The 17,805-nt window shown below is 70.5% G+C and carries 15 protein-coding genes; 9 read left to right on the top strand and 6 right to left on the bottom strand.

The features are described from left to right. Window positions 1-46: 46 nt before the first annotated feature. From OG252_RS07700 to rhaI, 6 genes are all read right to left on the bottom strand, one after another. Window positions 47-691: a LutC/YkgG family protein gene (locus OG252_RS07700; protein WP_329334700.1), complete on the bottom strand. Its 645-nt coding sequence runs from the start codon at window positions 689-691 to the stop codon at window positions 47-49. Further along, window positions 688-2,208, bottom strand: coding sequence for a LutB/LldF family L-lactate oxidation iron-sulfur protein (locus OG252_RS07695; RefSeq protein WP_329334698.1), 1,521 nt, complete (start codon window positions 2,206-2,208; stop codon window positions 688-690). Before OG252_RS07695 ends, OG252_RS07700 begins: the two co-directional genes overlap by 4 nt. Then, complete coding sequence (locus OG252_RS07690; protein WP_266451098.1) at window positions 2,205-2,960, bottom strand: (Fe-S)-binding protein; 756 nt, start codon at window positions 2,958-2,960, stop codon at window positions 2,205-2,207. The genes OG252_RS07695 and OG252_RS07690 overlap by 4 nt, the downstream gene beginning before the upstream one ends. 71 nt (window positions 2,961-3,031) lie before the next feature. Beyond that, complete coding sequence (locus tag OG252_RS07685) at window positions 3,032-4,480, bottom strand: rhamnulokinase (RefSeq protein ID WP_329334696.1); 1,449 nt, start codon at window positions 4,478-4,480, stop codon at window positions 3,032-3,034. Next, window positions 4,477-6,516, bottom strand: coding sequence for a bifunctional aldolase/short-chain dehydrogenase (locus OG252_RS07680; RefSeq protein WP_329334694.1), 2,040 nt, complete (start codon window positions 6,514-6,516; stop codon window positions 4,477-4,479). The genes OG252_RS07685 and OG252_RS07680 overlap by 4 nt, the downstream gene beginning before the upstream one ends. 128 nt (window positions 6,517-6,644) lie before the next feature. Then, window positions 6,645-7,814 (bottom strand): L-rhamnose isomerase, encoded by a 1,170-nt coding sequence (gene rhaI / locus OG252_RS07675; RefSeq protein ID WP_329334692.1) that lies wholly within the window; start codon window positions 7,812-7,814, stop codon window positions 6,645-6,647. A 249-nt stretch (window positions 7,815-8,063) separates the two neighbouring features. Between rhaI and OG252_RS07670 the strand changes: the two genes are divergently transcribed. The 9 genes from OG252_RS07670 to OG252_RS07630 all read left to right on the top strand — a co-directional run bounded on the left by OG252_RS07670 (window position 8,064) and on the right by OG252_RS07630 (window position 17,805). Then, window positions 8,064-9,581, top strand: a complete 1,518-nt coding sequence (locus OG252_RS07670) for a sugar ABC transporter ATP-binding protein (protein ID WP_266451102.1) — start codon at window positions 8,064-8,066, stop codon at window positions 9,579-9,581. Window positions 9,582-9,609: 28 nt separating this feature from the next. Further along, on the top strand, window positions 9,610-10,692 hold the full coding sequence (locus OG252_RS07665; RefSeq protein ID WP_329334689.1) for an ABC transporter permease: 1,083 nt from the start codon (window positions 9,610-9,612) through the stop codon (window positions 10,690-10,692). Beyond that, window positions 10,685-11,692 carry an ABC transporter permease gene (locus OG252_RS07660; RefSeq protein ID WP_266451104.1) on the top strand — a complete coding sequence of 336 codons (1,008 nt, stop codon included), beginning with the start codon at window positions 10,685-10,687 and terminating at the stop codon, window positions 11,690-11,692. Before OG252_RS07665 ends, OG252_RS07660 begins: the two co-directional genes overlap by 8 nt. Before the next feature lie 13 nt (window positions 11,693-11,705). Further along, a complete protein-coding gene (rhaS, locus tag OG252_RS07655; protein ID WP_266451105.1) occupies window positions 11,706-12,791 on the top strand; it encodes a rhamnose ABC transporter substrate-binding protein in 1,086 nt (361 codons plus the stop codon). Between the two features lie 14 nt (window positions 12,792-12,805). Next, on the top strand, window positions 12,806-13,129 hold the full coding sequence (locus OG252_RS07650) for an L-rhamnose mutarotase (RefSeq protein WP_266451106.1): 324 nt from the start codon (window positions 12,806-12,808) through the stop codon (window positions 13,127-13,129). Between the two features lie 41 nt (window positions 13,130-13,170). Further along, entirely contained in the window at window positions 13,171-14,595 is a 1,425-nt protein-coding gene (locus tag OG252_RS07645) for a BNR repeat-containing protein (protein WP_329334687.1), read from the top strand. A gap of 86 nt (window positions 14,596-14,681) precedes the next feature. Further along, a complete protein-coding gene (locus OG252_RS07640) occupies window positions 14,682-15,707 on the top strand; it encodes a LacI family DNA-binding transcriptional regulator (protein ID WP_266451108.1) in 1,026 nt (341 codons plus the stop codon). Between the two features lie 101 nt (window positions 15,708-15,808). Further along, window positions 15,809-17,110, top strand: a complete 1,302-nt coding sequence (locus tag OG252_RS07635; RefSeq protein ID WP_329345100.1) for an alpha/beta fold hydrolase — start codon at window positions 15,809-15,811, stop codon at window positions 17,108-17,110. A gap of 80 nt (window positions 17,111-17,190) precedes the next feature. Beyond that, window positions 17,191-17,805, top strand: a complete 615-nt coding sequence (locus OG252_RS07630; RefSeq protein WP_266451109.1) for an FxLYD domain-containing protein — start codon at window positions 17,191-17,193, stop codon at window positions 17,803-17,805.

Here is a 17,805-nt window from a genome sequence, read left to right as displayed (position 1 = left end):
CCCGACGGTTCGAACTCGGTGACGGACAGCCGCTGACGTCGGCGGCTCAGGCGGTCACCAGCACCACCTCCAGGGTGCGCGGGCCGTGCACTCCCTCCACCCGGTCCAGCTCGATGTCACTGGTGGCCGACGGCCCGGAGATCCAGGTCAACGGGCGCGTCGGATCGAGTCGTTCGAGGGACTGCGGCACGGAGGCCACGACCTGCTCGGGGACCCGTACGACACAGATGTGGTGGTCGGGGACGAGTGTGATGCGGCGGCGGCCCTGGTCGGGGCTGCCGTCCAGGACGATCGTGCCGGTCTCGGCGACGGCCACCGCGCACGCGGTCACCACACTGTCGACCCGGTCCAGTTCGTACGGGGTGTTCTCCGCCCGGTCGAGGACCAGCTCGGCCTCCGCCGCCGACAGCCACTCGGGGTCCAGACCCGGCGGTACGACCACGGTCCGCGAGCCCCGCGCGGCCAGCATCCCGGCGAGCGTCGCCGCCAGGTCCGCGGTGGTGCAGCGGTGCACGATCGCCCGGTAGTCCGCCAGGTTCTCGGCCAGCAGCTCCACCGTCTGCTCGACACCCCGGTCACCGTGTACGTGCAGATAGTCCCGGGAAACCGCCTGCTCGTACGGCGTGTCGTCCTGTCCCACGTCCACCAGCGCGCGCCGCACCCGGCCCAGAATCCGCTCCCTGCTGCTCACTTCGCGGCCCCCTTGTCGCCTTTTCCGCCCTGCGTACGCTGCCACCAGTCGCGGAACGGCTCCGCCGGAACCGGCGGCAGATCCCGCGTCCCGCTCCACGCGCGGCCGGGGCCCGGCAGCGTACGCGGATGGAAGCGACGGGTCCGCGAGGCGAGCCGCTGGCCGGCGCGCAGCGCCCCGGGGCTCGCGAACGCCCAGCGCGCCGCGCGCATCGCCGCCCGCTCGGCGGCATGCCCCTTCGCCGGCTTCAGGATCACCTTGTTGCCCTCCCGCGTCACCGGGCCGCCCTCCACGACCCGTTCCCGCAGGTGCACCAGCACCTCGGGGATGTCGATGGCGACCGGGCACACCTCGTAGCAGGCCCCGCACAGCGACGAGGCGTAGGGCAGGGAGGCGTCGATCTCGCTCGCCGTGCCCCGGAGCTGGGGGCTGAGGATGGCGCCGATCGGGCCCGGGTAGACCGAGCCGTAGGCGTGGCCACCGGCCCGCTCGTACACCGGGCAGACGTTCAGGCAGGCGGAACAGCGGATGCAGCGCAGGGCCTGGCGGCCGACCTCGTCGGCGAGGGTGTCGGTGCGGCCGTTGTCGAGCAGGACCAGATGGAAGGTCTGCGGCCCGTCGGCTGTTTCGGAGTCTGTCGTTCCGGTCCACATCGACGTGTACGGGTTCATGCGCTCGGCCGTCGAGGAGCGAGGGAGGGTCTGCAGGAACACCTCCAGGTCCCGCCAGGTCGGCACGATCTTCTCGATGCCGACGACCGAGATGAGGGTCTCGGGCAGGGTCAGGCACATCCGCCCGTTGCCCTCGGACTCCACGACCACCAGCGTGCCGGTCTCGGCGACCATGAAGTTGGCGCCGGAGATGCCGACCTTGGCGCGCAGGAACTTCTCCCGCAGGTGCAGCCGGGCCGCCTCGGCGAGTTCGGCGGGCGTGTCGGTGAGGCCCTCGGGGGCCGGGCGGCCCCACTCGCTCATCTCGCGGGCGAAGATGTCGCGGATCTCGCCCCGGTTGCGGTGGATCGCCGGGACGAGGATGTGCGAGGGCCGGTCCTTGCCCAACTGCACGATCAGCTCGGCGAGATCGGTCTCGTAGGCGTGGATCCCCTCGGCTTCGAGGGCCTCGTTGAGCCCGATCTCCTGCGTGGCCATCGACTTGACCTTGACGACCTCCGACTCGCCCGTCTCCTTGACCAGTCGGGCGACGATCCGGTTGGCCTCGTCGGCGTCGGCGGCCCAGTGGACGATGCCGCCCGCGGCCGTGACCGACTCCTCCACCTGTACGAGATAGCGGTCCAGGTGACGGAGTGTGTGGTCCTTGATCTGCTTGCCGGCCTCCCGCAGTTCCGCCCAGTCGGACATCTCCGCGACGGCTTTCTCCCGCTTGCCGCGAATGGTGTGCGTGGCGTGCCGCAGATTGCCGCGCAGTGTCGGGTTGTTGACCGCCTCGTGCGCGGCCTTCGGGAAGGCCGGGTGGGCGGGTGGGGGAAACGCAGGCATTCCTACGAACGTGCCGCTCATGCCGCCGGTCCCTCCTCCGTGCTCGCCAGGATCTCCGCGATGTGCACGGGCCGCATGCCCGTCCTGAGCCGGGTCATGGTCCCGCCGATGTGCATCAGACAGGAGTTGTCGGCCGCGCACAGCACCTCGGCGCCGGTCGACTCGGCGTTGCGCACCTTGTCCGTGCCCATCGCCGCCGAGACGTCGGCGTTCTTCAGGGCGAAGGTGCCGCCGAAGCCGCAGCACTCGTCGGCGCCCGGCAGCTCGACCAGCTCCAGCCCCTTCACGGCCTGGAGCAGCCGCCGGGGCCGGTCGCCCAGCCCGAGGCTGCGCAGCCCGTGACAGGTCGGGTGGTAGGTCACCGTGTGCGGGTAGTACGCGCCGACGTCCGTCACCCCGAGCACGTCCACCAGGAATTCGGTCAGCTCGTACGTCTTCGGCACCACCGGCGCCAAGGTGGCCGCGAGGGTGTCCCCGCGCCCCTCGGCCCGGGCCCGCTCACCCATCCTCGGATACAGCTCCCGCACCATCGCCCCGCACGAACCGGAGGGCGTCACGATCGCCTCGTAATCCCGGAAGACATCGGAGAAATGCCGGGCCAGCGGTTCCGCCTCATGCCGGTACCCGGTGTTGTAGTGCGCCTGCCCGCAGCAGGTCTGCGCCATCGGGAAGTCGACCTCGACGCCCAGCCTGGTCAGCAGTTTCACCACGGCGCGCCCGGTGTCCGGATAGAGCGTGTCGTTGACACAGGTCAGGAACAGGGCGACACGCATCGCGGCTCCTTGTGATCGATCATCGGATGAGTGAAGCGTAGTCCGGGCTCGGGGGCTCGGGGGAGTCCCCGTCACCTCATGGCGAGCCGGTCCTGCGCCTCGCGCCACCGCCCGGGATCGCCCTGAGGTTCGTACCGGGTGAGCGGCTGGGTACGGGTGAGCAGTCGCCGCATGCCCGCCAGGTCACCGACGAGCCCGTGGGCCCGGGCCTGGACCAGCACGTTCCCGAAGGCCGCCGCCTCTGTCGGACCCGCCACCACCGGCAGCCCGCAGGCGTCGGCGGTCAGCTGGCACAGCAGGGCGTTGCGAGTGCCGCCGCCGACGACGTACACGACGTCGACCGGGTGGTCGGCCAGCCGCTGCGCGTCCTCGACGGCCCTGCGATGGGCGAGGGCGAGGGAGTCGAGGATGCAGCGCGTGATCTCGGCGGGGGAGTCGGGCACCGGCTGCCCCGAGACCCGGCAGGCCTCGGCGATCCGCTCCGGCATCCGGCCCGGCGCCAGGAACGCGGCGTCCCCCGCGTCCACGACCGACTGCAGCGCCGGCACCTTGGCCGCGTCGAGGAGCAGCGCTCCCAGATCGGGGTCGCCCCAGGCCCGTACGCACTCCTGGAGCAGCCACAAGCCCATGATGTTGCGCAGGTAGCGGACCGTGCCGTCCAGCCCCAGCTCGTTGGTGAAGTTGGCGAGGCGGCTCTCCTCCGTGAGCACCGGCGCGTCCAGCTCCAGGCCCGCCAGGGACCAGGTGCCGGTGCAGATGTACGCGAACCGCTCGCCGCCCGCCGGGACGGCCGCCACCGCGGACGCGGTGTCGTGCGACCCGACCGCCGTCACCGGCACCGGACCGCTCAGCCCGGTCTCCTCCAGCACCTGCGGCCGCAGCACGCCCGCCGCATCGCCGGGCTGCCGCAGCGGCGCGAACAGCCCGAGGTCGATGCCGAGCCGGGAGGCGACGTCGTACGACCACGCGCGCGTCCGTGGATCGATCAGCTGGGTGGTCGACGCGTTGGTCAGCTCGGTGCCCTGCTCGCCGGTGAGCCAGTAGGTGAGCAGGTCGGGGATGAGCAACAGCCGCCTGGCGTGGGCCAGTTGGTCGGAGGAACGCGCAGCGGTCAACTGGTAGAGGGTGTTGAAAGGGGCGTACTGCAAACCGGTCGCCGCGTACAGCTCCTCGGCGGGCACGGTCGCCCACACCTTCTCCGCGATGCCCTCGGTCCGCGCGTCCCGGTAGTGCACCGGGTTGCCGAGCAGCGCCCCGTCGGCGTCGAGGAGGCCGTAGTCCACGGCCCAGCTGTCGATGCCGACCGAGTCGACCCGGCCGGCCGCCCGCAGCCCGTCGAGGACACCCCCGTACAGCGCGAGGATGTCCCAGCGCAGCCCTTCGGGCACCCGGACCGGCCGGTTGGGGAAGCGGTGCGCCTCGGTCAGCTCCAGGCTGTCGGGCCCGACGCGGCCGACCATGACACGTCCGCTGGACGCGCCGAGGTCGACCGCGGCGTACGACTTCACGTGCGCGCTCATCGCAGGAAGGCGGCCGCGACGCCGGCGTCGACCGGGACGTGCAGCCCCGTGGTGTGCGTCAGCTCCCCGCCGGTCAGCGCGAACACCGCGTTCGCGACATGCTCGGGCAGCACCTCGCGCTTGAGGATGGTCCGCTGCGCGTAGAACTCGCCCAGCTTCTCCTCCGGCACGCCGTACACGGCCGCCCGCTTCGCGCCCCAGCCGCCCGCGAAGATCCCGGAGCCGCGAACGACGCCGTCCGGGTTGACGCCGTTGACGCGGATGCCGTGCTCGCCCAGCTCGGCGGCCAGCAGCCGCACCTGGTGGGCCTGGTCGGCCTTGGTCGCGGAGTAGGCGATGTTGTTGGGTCCGGCGAACACGGCGTTCTTCGAGGCGATGTAGACGATGTCGCCGCCCAGCTCCTGCGCGATCATCGTCCGGGCCGCCTCGCGCGAGACGAGGAAGGAGCCGCGGGCCATGATGTCGTGCTGGAGGTCCCAGTCCTTCGCCGAGGTCTCCAGCAGCGGCTTGGAGATGGAGATCCCGGCGTTGTTGACCACCAGGTCCACACCGCCGAAGGCGAGCACCGCCGCCTTGAAGGCCTCGGCGATCTGCTCCTCGGACGTGACGTCGACGGTCACGGCGACGGCCTTGTCGGGCCCACCCAGCTCCTCGGCGACCTGAGAGGCGTTCTGGGCGTCGAGGTCCGCGATCACCACACAGGCGCCCTCGGCGACCAGCCGCTCGGCGATCGCCTTCCCGATCCCGCTGCCCGCACCCGTGACGAGCGCGACCCGCGTCGCCAGCGGCTTGGGCTTCGGCATCCGCTGGAGCTTGGCCTCCTCAAGGGCCCAGTACTCGATACGGAACTTCTCCGACTCCTCGATCGGCGCGTACGTCGAGACCGCCTCGGCCCCGCGCATCACGTTGATCGCGTTGACGTAGAACTCGCCGGCCACCCGCGCGGTCTGCTTGTCCTTGCCGAAGGAGAACATGCCCACGCCCGGAACCAGCACGATCGCCGGGTCGGCGCCCCGCATCGCGGGGGAGTCGGGCTCGGCGTGCCGCTGGTAGTAGGCGGCGTACTCCTCGCGGTACTCCGCGTGCAGCTCCTTCAGCCGGGCGATCGCCTCGTCGAGCGGAGCCGTCGGCGGCAGGTCCAGGACCAGCGGCCGGACCTTGGTCCGCAGGAAGTGGTCGGGGCAGGAGGTGCCGAGGGCGGCGAGCCGCGGGTGCTCGGCCGCGGCGAGGAAGTCGAGGACGACCCCGGTGTCGGTGAAGTGTCCGACCTGCGGCCTGTCCTGGGACGCGACGGCACGGACGTACGGCGCCAGGGCCGCGGCCCGCTCCCGCCGCTCGCCCTCGGGCAGCGCCTCGTACCCCTCGATCACCGGACCGAACGGCTCCGGCCTGCCCCGCTCGACCAGGAACGCCTCCGCGGTCCGGATGATGTGCAGCGAGTTGCGCTCGCACTCCTCGGACGTGTCACCCCACGCCGTGATCCCGTGCCCGCCGAGGACGCAGCCGATGGCCTGCGGGTTGGCCTCCTTCACCGCCGCGATGTCCAGCCCGAGCTGGAACCCGGGCCGCCGCCACGGCACCCACACCACGGTGTCGCCGAAGCACTCGGCCGTCAGCTTCTCCCCGTCGGCCGCACAGGCCAGCGCGATCCCGGAGTCCGGGTGCAGATGGTCCACGTGCGCGGCCCCGACCAGCCCGTGCATGGCGGTGTCGATGGAGGGAGCGGCACCACCCTTCCCATGCAGGCAGTAGTCGAACGCGGCGACCATCTCGTCCTCGCGCTCGACACCGGGGTAGACATCGACGAGCGCCCGCATCCGGTCCAGCCGCAACACGGCCAGCCCACCCTCGGTGAGCGTCCCGAGGTCACCACCGGACCCCTTGACCCACATCAGCTCGACATCGCCGCCGGTCACGGGATCGGTATCGGTGCCCTTGGCGGACGTGTTGCCGCCGGCGTAGTTGGTGTTACGGGGATCGGCGCCGAGCCGATGGGAACGAGCGATGAGGGCGGCGGCTTGGGGGTGGGGTGCCATGTCTCTTCAGTCCTTCTTGAAACGAGGGTTCGGACAGCGCCCCTCCAGGGGCGCGGGGAACTGCGCGACCAGCCACATACGGCCCGCAGCCTGCAACCGGTCTCACCCGGCAGACGCAATGCAGCCGTTCACGCCCCCCAACCCGCCTGTTGGCCACCAACCCGCTCCGCCACGATCTTCTCGGCCCACCCGGACCGTCGATACGCGGCCATCGGGTCAGGGTCGAGCCCCATGTCCTCGCGAAGAGAACCCAGCAGCGGCCGCACATCCGTGTTGTACGCGTCCATGATCACCGCGTTCGCCTCCAGCACGTCCCCCGACCGCTGCGCCGCATCCAGCGCCTCCCGGTCCACGAGCAGCGCCTTCGCCGTAGCCTCCTGGACGTTCATCACGGACCGGATGATCGCCGGAATCTTGGCCTCGATGTTGTGACACTGGTCGAGCATGAACGCCACGTCTGGGGAGAACCCGCCACCCCGGATCACCTCGTACATGATCCGGAACAACTGGAACGGATCCGCGGCCCCCACCATCAGGTCGTCATCCGCGTAGAACCGCGAGTTGAAGTCGAACGCCCCGAGCTTCCCCTCCCGCAGCAGCGTGGCGACGATGAACTCGATGTTGGTCCCGGGGGCATGGTGCCCGGTGTCGACCACGACCTGGGCCTTCTCACCGAGCTTGAGGCAGTGGGCGTACGCCGTGCCCCAGTCCGGCACATCGGTGTGGTAGAAGGCGGGCTCGAAGAACTTGTACTCGAGCAGCATCCGCTGGTCGTCGCCGAGCCGCCCGTACACCTCGGCCAGCCCTTCGGCCAGCCGGTCCTGCCGCTCCCGGATGTCGTCCTGCCCGGGGTAGTTCGTGCCGTCCGCGAACCACAGCTTCAGATCACGCGAACCCGTGGCGTCCATGATGTCGACGCACTCCAGCAGGTGATCGACCGCCTTGCGCCGCACCGCCGCGTCCGGGTGACAGATGCTGCCCAGCTTGTAGGCGTCGTCCTGGAAGGTGTTCGAGTTGATCGCGCCCAGTTTCACGCCCCGCTCCTCGGCGTACTTCGCCAGCTCTGCGTATGCGTCGGAGCCGTCGACCTTGTCCCACGGGATGTGCAGCGCGACCGTCGGCGCCACGCCCGTGAACTCGTGGACCTTCGCCGCGTCCGCGAGCTTCTCCCACGGATCACGGGGGACACCGGGCTGCGCGAACACCTTGAAACGCGTCCCCGAGTTCCCGTACGCCCACGACGGCGTCTCGACTGCCTGGGTCTTGAGAGCGGCCTTCACCGCAGCCAGATCGGTCACTTGGGGCTCCTCTGTAAGCCGTTCCGTATGAATCGATTCAAAGCGCGAAGCTATGGCTCCCCCGTAGGGGTGTCAAGAGTTCCGGCAAACCCCGTCGGCCGTGCTCTGACCGTGACCTTTGGCTATCGAAACTTTTTCGACCCGGACCCATTGACGTGACATGTCTGGCGCGCCTAACGTCCCGGCAACCAAGTTGAAACCTTTCACGACGCTGTGACGGCTTCCGCCGGCGTTGTCGAGGAGCCCCTCATGACCCACCCGTCCGAAGCGGGTCCGGCCCCGGTGCTGTCGCTCAAGGACGTCTCCAAGTCCTTCGGAGCGGTGCGCGCCCTGCGGGACGTGTCCCTGGAACTGTTCCCCGGTGAGGTGCACGCGCTCGCCGGTGAGAACGGCGCGGGCAAGTCGACCCTCATCAAGACCCTTGCGGGGGTGCACCGACCGGACGCCGGCCAGGTGCTCCTCGACGGCGAGCCCGTCCTCTTCCACGGACCCGGCGACGCCCGCGACGCCGGTATCGCCGTGATCTACCAGGAGCCCACGCTCTTCCCCGACCTGTCGATCGCCGAGAACATCTTCATGGGCCGCCGCCCGCGGCGCGCCCTTGGCCGTATCGACCACAAGGCCACGCACGACGCGACCCTGGCCCTGATGCAGCGCCTCGGCGTCGAACTCGACCCCGACCGTCCCGCCCGCGGCCTTTCGATCGCCGACCAGCAGATCGTCGAGATCGCCAAGGCCCTCTCCTTCGACGCCCGCGTCCTGATCATGGACGAGCCGACCGCGGCCCTCACCGGCAGCGAGGTGGCCCGTCTCTTCGGAGTCGTCCGCACGCTGCGCGAGCAGGGCGCCGCCGTTCTCTTCATCTCGCACCGCCTCGAGGAGATCTTCCGGATCTGCCAGCGGGTGACCACCCTGCGCGACGGCGCCTGGATCGCCAGCGAGCCGATCGAGGGCATGACCGAGGACGACCTCGTACGCCGCATGGTCGGGCGCGACCTCGACGAGCTCTACCCGAAGCAGGACGTGAAGCCGGGTGAAGTCGCCCTGAGCGTACGGCGACTGACCCGGGAGGGCGTCTTCACCGACGTGTCCTTCGACGTACGGCGCGGCGAGATCGTCGGCCTCGCCGGACTCGTCGGCGCCGGCCGCACGGAGGTCGCCCGGGCCGTCTTCGGTATCGACCGCTGGGACGCGGGCGAGGTCAGCGTGGACGGCCGCACGCTGACCAACGGCGCCCCCTCCACCGCGATGGCCGCGGGACTCGCCCTGGTCCCGGAGGACCGGCGCGCCCAGGGCCTGGTGATGGACATGTCCATCGAGCGCAACATCGGGCTCACCGGACTCCGTACGACCGTCAAGGCCGGTCTCGTCGACCGCGGCGCCGAACGCAGCCGCTCCCTCGACTGGGCCGTCAAGCTCCAGGTGAAGTACGCCAGGATCGCCGACACCGTCAACACGCTGTCCGGCGGCAACCAGCAGAAGGTCGTCCTGGCCAAGTGGCTCGCCACCGGCCCCAGGGTGCTGATCGTCGACGAGCCGACACGTGGCATCGACGTCGGCACCAAGGCCGAGGTGCACCGGCTGCTCAGCCAGCTGGCCGCCGACGGCGTCGCCGTTCTGATGATCTCCTCCGACCTGCCCGAGATCCTCGGCATGGCCGACCGCGTGCTCGTGATGCACGAAGGACGCCTCGCCGCCGAGATCCCGCGCTCCGAAGCCACCGAGGAAACCGTGATGGCCGCGGCCACCGGGAGGGCCGCCGCATGATGCCGACAACTTTCTGGAGGGCCGCCGCATGACGGTCACCGCCCCCGACCACGCGCCCGTCACCGAGGTGCCCAAGTCCAGCGGCACCCGGCTGGTCGACCGCGTCTTCAAGATGCGCGAACTCGCCATCCTGGCCGTCTTCCTGGTGATGATCGCCATCACCCAGGCGGGCAACAGCGAGTTCCTGTCCGAGCAGGGCATCAAGGACCTCCTGCTGAACGCGACCATCCTGGTGCTGGTCGCCACCGGCCAGGCCATGGTCGTCATCACCCGCAACGTCGACCTGTCCGTCGGCTCCACCCTGGGCATCAGCGCCTTCGCCACCGGCCTCTATCTCCAGGGCGGCGGCAACTCGGTCGTCGCCGTCGCCCTGGCGGTACTGCTCGGCATCGGCTTCGGCCTGCTGAACGGCCTGCTCGTCAGCCTCGGCCAGGTACCCGCCCTCGTCGTCACCCTCGGCACCCTCTACATCATCCGCGGCATCGACTCCATCTGGGTCGGCTCCCGCCAGATCACCGCGGCCGACCTGCCCGGCGGGTTCGTGGACTTCGGCTCCGGCGGCCTCTCGGCCGTGCCGTGGCTGGCGATGATCGCCCTCGTCGTGCTCGTGGCGACCGCGTACTACCTCAAGCACTACGGCAGCGGCCGCGAGATGTACGCCCTCGGCTCCAACCCCGAGGCCGCCCGCCTCGCCGGCATCCCCGTCCGCAAGCGGATCCTGATCGCGTACACCTTCTGCGGGGGCCTCGCCGGCCTCGCGGGCGCCATGTACCTGGCCCGGTTCGGCAACGTCGACTCCGGGACCGGCAACGGCTACGAACTCACCGTCGTCAGCGCGGTCGTGGTCGGCGGAGTGGTCTTCACCGGCGGCTCCGGCAGCGTCTACGGGGCCGCTCTCGGCGCCCTCCTCCTCACCTCCATCAACAGCGTGCTGCCCGCCCTCGGCGTCAGCTCCGTGTGGGTGCTCGCCATCAACGGCATCCTGCTCATCCTCGCCATCGCGGTCGACCGGATCGTCGCCCTGCGCGTGGCCTCGGCCCTGAAGAAGAAGTCGGCCGCGGCCAGGACCACCGCTGCCCCCGTGAAGAAGGGAGACGCCGGCCATGCCTGAGTCCCTCACCCGCGCCATCCGCTGGGACACCGTGGTCGGCGCCCTGCTGATCGTCCTGCTCCTGCTGTCCTTCTCCACCGTGGACGGCTTCGGCAACGCCCTCAACCTGTCGTTCCTGATCGGCAACACCCTGCCCATCGCGCTGATCGCCCTGCCGATGACACTTCTCGTGGTCTCCGGCGAGATCGACCTCTCGGTGGCCTCCACGGCCGGACTGTCCGGCGCGGTGATGGGTGCCCTGTGGAACCAGGGCATGACGATCGAGGCGATCATCCCGATCTGTCTGCTGCTCGGTGTCGTCTGCGGGCTCATCAACGGCCTGCTCGTCACCCGGCTCGGACTGCCGTCCCTCGCCGTCACCATCGGCACCCTCGCCGCCTACCGGGGCATCGCACAGATCGTCCTCGGCTCCGACGCGGTGACCGACTTCCCCACCCAGTACCTGGACTTCGCGGCCGGGCGCGTCGGGGACACCTTCGTCCCGCAGGCCTTCCTGCCCTTCCTGGTGCTGCTCGCGATCGCCGTGGTCGCCCTGCACGCCACCCCGTTCGGGCGGTCGCTGTTCGCGATCGGCGCGAACGAGGAGGCGGCCCGGTTCGCCGGGATCCGCGTCAAGCGGCAGAAGCTGATCCTGTTCACGGTGACCGGCCTGATGGCCTCCCTCACCGGCATCTTCTGGGCGCTGCACTACGCCAGCGCCCGCTACGACAACGCCACCGGACTCGAACTGTCCGTCGTGGCGGCCGTGTTGCTCGGCGGCATCGACTTCGACGGCGGCAAGGGCACGCTCGGCGGCGCGATCGCGGGAGTCTTCCTGCTCGGCGCGCTGCAGAACGTGATGAGCCTCCAGGACGTCTCCGCCCAGTCGCAGATCGTCGTCACCGGCGTTCTGCTCGTCCTCTCCGTGCTCGGCCCCCGGGTCGCACGGCAGATCGCCGTCGCGAGGGCGGGGCGCCGAGCCGCCTCCGCCCCGACCTCGTCCCTCAGTTCACCCTCGTAAAGGAACCCTCGCCATGCGCAAGTCGACCCTCCGCCGCACCTGTGTGGCCTTCGCCGCCGTCACCTCCCTCGCCCTGGCCGCCACCGCCTGCGGTGGCACCACCAAGGAGGACGTCAAGAGCGAGAGCACCGGCTCCGCCGCCTCCGCCGGCAAGGCCGATCCCAACGCCGAACTGAAGAAGGGCCTGACCGTCGGCTTCCTGCCGAAGCAGGTCAACAACCCGTACTTCACCTCCGCCGACAAGGGCGGCGAGGCGGCCCTGAAGGAGCTGGGCTCCAGCTACAAGGAGGTCGGCCCCTCCAGCGCCACCGACACCTCCGGCCAGGTCTCCTACGTCAACACGCTCACCCAGCAGCAGGTCGACGCGATGGCCGTGTCCGCGCAGGACCCGGGCGCCCTGTGCACCGCGCTCAAGCAGGCCATGAGCAACGACATCAAGGTCGTCACCTACGACTCGGACACCAACCCCGAGTGCCGCAACGCCTTCGTCTCGCAGGCCAGCGCCGAGGACCTCGGCCGCACCGAGGTGCAGCTGCTCGCCGAACAGATCGGCTACAAGGGCGAGATCGCGATCCTGTCCGCCGCGCAGACCGCGACCAACCAGAACACCTGGATCGAGTTCATGAAGGACGAACTCAAGGACCCGAAGTACAAGGACATGAAGCTGGTCAAGGTCGCGTACGGCAACGACGACGCCCAGCAGTCCTTCCAGCAGACCCAGGGCCTGCTCCAGGAGTACCCGAACCTGAAGGGGATCATCTCCCCGACCACCGTCGGCATCAAGGCCGCCGCCCAGTACCTGTCGGGCTCCAAGTACAAGGGCAAGGTCAAGCTGACCGGCCTCGGCACCCCCAACGACATGCGCAAGTACGTCAAGAACGGCACCGTCGAGGGCTTCGAGCTGTGGGACCCCTCGAAGCTCGGCGAGCTGGCCGCCCGCACCGCCGTCGCGCTGGTGTCGGGTCAGATCACCGGCAAGGAGGGCGAGACCTTCAAGGCCGGCGACATGGGCGAGTACACCATCGGCAAGGACGGCGTGATCAGCCTCGGCAAGCCGACCGTGTTCGACGCGAAGAACATCGACCAGTTCAACTTCTAGTCACTGGAGTGGCGTTGACGCAGCGTGTGTGCTTCCTGCTGAAGGTCCGGGCGGACCGTCTCGACGAGTACCGAGAGCGGCACGCCGCCGTGTGGCCGGAGATGCTTCAGGCACTCTCGGCCACCGGCTGGCACAACTACTCGCTCTTCCTTCGGGACGACGGCCTGCTCGTCGGCTACCTGGAGACCGAGGACTTCGCCGCCGCCCAGGCCGGCATGGAAGCCACCGAGGTCAACGCCCGCTGGCAGGCGGAGATGGCGCCGTTCTTCGAGTCGTTGGACGGCGCCCGGCCCGACGAGGCCATGAAACCGCTCACCGAGGTGTTCCACCTCGCCTGATCTCCCTCCCGCTCCACCTCGCCGACAACGGAGTCCCCGAGATGAACAGACGTACGCTGCTGGGCGCCGCCCTCGCCGGAGCCGTGATGACCCCCGTATTCGCCGCCGGTACCGCCCGCGCCGCCGACCCCGGTCCCTCGGTCACCCGGACCGGCACCACCACTCTCGACAGCCAGGCCCTCTTCTTCGTGTCCTACGACGGCCTGGTCAACAACAACTCCTTCCAGAAGAACGGCCTGCTGACCTACAAGGGCTACCAGTACGCCGTCTGGTACACCGCCGACCGCAACGCCGTCGTCGGCCGCCGCGTCCTCGGCGGCAGCACCTGGTCCACCGTCAAGGTCGGCCACACGCTGCGCTACAACGACTCCCACAACGTCATCTCCATGGGCGTCTCCAAGGTCGACGGCCGCCTCCACCTCAACATGGACTCCCACAGCGACGGCTTCACCTACGTCAAGTCGGTGGCCGGCCTCATGGACAACCCGGCGGGGCTGAGCTGGACCGCGAGCCGCTTCGGCGCACCCCAGTCCACGCTGGACGGGCTGGCGCTCACCTCGCAGTTCACGTACCCCCAGTTCGTCTCCACCCCCGACGGCAAGCTCCAGCTCAGCTACCGGGTCGCCATCTCCGGCAACGGCCGCAACGCCCTCGCGGAGTACGACGGCACCAGGTGGACGAACCTCGGCGAGTGGTCCAGCTCCACCGGCACCTACACCAGCGAGCACGGCTCCAGCACGGCCCGCAACATGTACCTGCACGGCATCGACTACGACCGCAACGGCCGGCTGCACTCCTTCTTCACCTGGCGCGAGCAGAACGGCGCCGTGATGTGCAACGGCGGCGGCATCACCAACCACGACACCGGCTACGTCTACTCCGACGACCGCGGCCGCACCTGGCGCAACAACGCCGGCACCCTGGTCGGCACCACCGGCCAATCCGACAAGGTGGCCGTCACCGACGCCGGGCTCGTCGTGGACCCGCTGAACCCGGACCACTCCCTGATGAACCAGGAGAGCCAGTTCACCGACTCGGCGGGCCGGCCGCACGCCCTGATCAGCTACGTACCGGGCCGCTTCGGGCAGTGCACCACCAACTACGTGGCCAACCGCACCGCGAACGGCCGTGTCTTCCACGTCCGCAAGAACGCCTCCGGCACCTGGCAGAAGACCGAGATACCGGTCCCGCTGAACTCCAGCCAGCGCACCAAGCTGGCCCTGGACAAGTACGACAACGCGTACGCGATCTTCCCGTTCGGCCGGATCGCCGGAGCCTCGGCGGCCTCCGGGTACACCGACTGGACGGTGCTCTTCGACGGCAGCGGACTCAACGCCTTCGGCGAGGTCGTCATCGACGAGACGCGCATCGCGCAGGACAACGTCCTGTCCGTCCTCTACCAGGAGAAGTCGAGCGGTACGACCCCCTCGGCGCTCCACGTCGTCGACTTCCGGCTGCCCGCCTGACCCGTCTGGAGTGCGGCGGGATGACGTAATGTGAAGCCCTTCCCGCCGCGCTCGTTCCTCATCGTTCTCCAGGAGGTCCCCGCCAGATGGCCCAGTCGGTGGGTATCAAGGACGTCGCCCGTGCCGCCGGAGTCTCCGTCGGCACCGTTTCGAACGTCATCAACCGTCCGGACACGGTCGCGACCGAGACCCGGGCGCGGGTGCTGTCCGCGATAGACCGGCTCGGCTACGTCCGCAGCGAGTCCGCGCGCCAGCTCCGCGCGGGCCGCAGCCGCATCATGGGCCTGCTCGTCCTCGACATGGGCAACCCCTTCTTCGTCGACGTGGCGCGCGGCGCGGAACGGGCCGCGCGCGAGGCCGGCCTCGGCGTGATGGTCTGCAACAGCGCCCAGAACCCCGGCGAGGAGGCCGACTACCTCTCGCTCTTCGCCGAGCAGCGGGTCCGGGGCGTCCTGCTGACCCCCGCGGACGCGACCGGCCGCAACATCGAGTCCTTCCGGCGCCACGGCATCCCCTTCGTCCTCGTCGACCGGGTCGCCGAGGGCACCACCGAGTGCTCGGTCTCCGTCGACGACGTGGCGGGCGGCGCGCTCGCCGTACGCCACCTCGTCGACGCCGGACACCGCTCCCTCGCGTACGTCAGCGGCCCGCCCGGCCTCAACCAGGTCCGCGACCGCCGTACGGGCGCCCTGAACGCCCTCGCCGAGGCCGGCCTCGGCCCCGAGGCCCTCCGCGAACTGCCCACCGAACGGCTCGACGTGGCCGCCGGCCGGGACGCCGGCGCCCGCCTCCTCGGCCTCGCCGACCGCCCGACCGCCGTGTTCTGCGCCAACGACCTGCTCGCCCTGGGCGTCCTGCAGGCCATGTACGCGGCCGGCGTCGGCGTCCCCGACGAGCTGGCGATCGTCGGCTACGACGACATCGAGTTCGCCGCCGCGGCGGCCGTCCCGCTCACCTCGGTCCGCCAGCCCGCCGTCACCATGGGCGCCCTGGCCGCCGAGCTCCTCCTGGAGGAGACGGAGGAGGAGACCTCGCCGCGCGGTCACACGCACCGCAGGGTCGTGCTCCAGCCGGAACTCGTGGTGCGCCGCTCCAGCCTCTCGGCACGCTGACCCCGCGTTCAGTAGGATTTCATGATCCCGGGGGTCGGTGGCCGGAGGAACATGTGCTGAACTGGGACGCGGTCCGCAATCCGTCCGTCCCGGGAGCCCTGTTGTCCCTCACCTACCGCCAGCCCGGCGTCGTCCTCACCGACCGCCGCTTCACCGTGCCCCTCGACCACGACGACCCGGCGGGGGAGAGCATCGAGCTCTACGCCCGCGAGGTCGTCGCGAGCGACAAGGCGGGCCAGGACCTGCCGTGGCTGGTCTACCTCCAGGGCGGACCCGGCTTCGGGGCGAACCGCTTCGTCGGCAAGCCGGCCTGGCTCGGCCGCGCCCTGAAGGAGTACCGCGTCCTGCTCCTGGACCAGCGCGGCACCGGCCACTCCACCCCCGCCAACCGCCAGACCCTCCCGCTGCGCGGCGGCCCCGCCGAACAGGCCGACTACCTGGCCCGCTTCCGCGCCGACTCCATCGTCCGTGACTGCGAGGCCATCCGCCCGGCCGTCACGGGCGGCACCCCCTGGACCGTCCTCGGCCAGAGCTTCGGCGGCTTCTGCACGGTGACCTACCTGTCCACCGCCCCCGAGGGCCTGCGCGCCGCCGTCGTCACCGGCGGCCTGCCCTCGCTCGACGCCCACGCCGACGACGTCTACCGGGCCGCCTACCCGCGCATCGAGCGCAAGGTCACCGCGCACTACGAGCGCTACCCGCAGGATGTCGACCGCGCCCGGCAGATCGCCGAGTACGTGCTGCAGCACGAGCCGGTCCTGCCGAACGGCTACCGGCTCACCGCCGAGGCCTTCCAGTCCCTCGGTCGCGTCCTCGGCGGCAGCGAGGGCAGCCACCGCCTGCACTTCCTCCTGGAACACGCCTTCGTGCGCACCCCGCAGGGCCCCGCCCTGTCCGACGCGTTCCAGGAAGAGGCCCAGGCACTCCTGTCGTACGCGAGCCACCCCCTGTACGCCCTGGTCCACGAGGCGATCTACGGCCAGGACCGGCGTCCCACCGCCTGGTCGGCCGAACGCGTCCGCGCCGAGTTCCCCCGGTTCGACGCCGCCAAGGCCCTCGCCGGCGACGGACCGCTCCTGTTCACCGGCGAGTCGGTCCACCCCTGGATGTTCGACTGCGACCCGGCGCTGCGCCCCCTGCGCGAGACCGCCGAACTCCTCGCCGCCCGCACCGACTGGACCCCCCTGTACGACCCGGCCCGCCTCGCCGCCAACGAGGTGCCGGTCGCGGCGGCCGTCTATCACGACGACATGTACGTCGACACCTCCCACGCCCTGCAGACGGCCCGCGCCGTCCGCGGCCTGCGCACCTGGGTGACCGACGAGTTCGAACACGACGGCGTACGGGCGGGCGGCCCGCGCGTCCTGGACCGGCTGCTGGCACTCACCCGCGACGAGGCCTGAGGCCACGCCGAGCCGACATGCCGGGCCGGAAATTCCGGCATAAGGTGCGTTTCGTTGGCTCGGCGGCTCAGGAGGCTCGGATGCCCGAACCCATCGTCCCTCTCCTCCGGTCCCGGTCGGCCGCCGTCGCGCTGGTGGTGGCCGCCGGGCTCGCGCTGGTGTCGTGCGGCACGGACGACGACACCGGTACGCCGAACACCGCGCGGCCGACCGCCCCCGACACGGCCTCATTCTCCGGCACACCGCCCACCGCGCTGGAGTCCAAGGCCTCCTCCGCCGTCGAGTCGGCGCGCGCGGCGGCCTCCGCGGCGGCCTCCTCCGCGTCGGCCGCCGCGGCCTCCTTCGAGGCCTCGGTGTCGGCCGAGGTGGAGCGGGCCAACCAGGCCGCCGCGGCCGAGCTCAAGGACGTCGACGGACAGGGCAACGCGATGTCCGACGTCGCCATGACCGGCAAACCGCGCTCCGAGACCGGCGGCCTGCTCGCCGTCGTCGTCACCATCACCAACAAGACCGACCGGACCGCGTCGTACGCCGTCCAGGTCGACTTCCTCGACGACTCCGGCAAGGCCGTCGAGACCCGGTACGTCGGCGCGGAGGACCTCGAACCCGGCGAGAAGGCCCAGCCCCTCGCCGTCAGCCGCAAGCCCGCCGAACCGGTCCTCACACCGAAACTGGCCAAGGCACAGCGCTATTGA

It is taken from the genome of Streptomyces sp. NBC_01352, assembly GCF_036237295.1.
Classification (GTDB): Bacteria; Actinomycetota; Actinomycetes; order Streptomycetales; family Streptomycetaceae; genus Streptomyces; species Streptomyces plumbiresistens.
Note: the sequence above shows the minus strand (reverse complement) of the source record. Positions and strands in the feature narration are given on the sequence as shown.